This is a genomic window from Serratia sp. HNCC26DJ206, from assembly GCF_057180605.1.
Map to the genome: position 1 here is coordinate 1 of NZ_JBXUGP010000122.1, position 782 is coordinate 782.

Here is a 782-nt window from a genome sequence, read left to right on the forward strand (position 1 = left end):
ACTGTCCATCACCGACGCCGTCAGGTTGTGGTTACCCTCACCCAGTGGGGTGGATGGCGTAAAGCTCCACGCACCGTTGTTATCAGCGGTGGTGCTGCCGATCGCCGTGCCGTTGTCGTACACGGTCACGATCCCGCCCGGCAACGCCGTCCCTTTCAGGGTCGGGGTGCTGTCATTGGTGACATCGCCTTTTTGCAGCGCACCGGTATGCGGGGCCACATCGTCTTCCACCGAACCAATCACCGGGGCCGCTGGGCCCTGGGTGAGGATGGTGAAGCCATACTCCGGCGACGCCGCCGTGGTGTTGCCCACGCTGTCGGTTTCCTTCGCCGTCAAGGCGTACAGGCCGTCTGCCAGTGGCAGGGTCGGTTTCAGTGACCAGGTGCCGTCATCTTGCACGGTCGCCGTACCAATCACCGCCGTGCCGTTGTACACGGTAACGGTGTTACCGGCTTCCGCGCCGGTGCCCTTGAGGGTCGGACGGTTGTCGTCGGTCGTACCGCCAATGGCCACATTGCCTTTGATGGCACCAACCGTATCGTCCACCCCGGTGATCGCCACTTTGCTTGCATCCGGCGCGCTGAAGTCCAGCGTCAGGCTAAAGGTGTTGGACGGCTCGCTGACGTTACCCGCCTTGTCCGTGGCCGTAACGGTGAAGCGGTGCTCCCCTTCCGCCAGTGGCGTGGTCGGCGTAAAGCGCCAGGTGCCTGTGGCATCGGTCTGTACCGAGCCCAGCAACCCGTTCTGATCGGCGATCTTCACCAGGCTGTTGGCTTCCGCAT

At 63.4% G+C, this 782-nt stretch carries 1 protein-coding gene; it reads right to left on the minus strand.

Going from position 1 to position 782, the window contains the following annotated elements; translation table 11 throughout:
* A partial coding sequence (locus AC2A1E_RS24220; RefSeq protein ID WP_484385877.1) for an Ig-like domain-containing protein occupies nucleotides 1-782 on the minus strand: 782 nt, incomplete at both ends.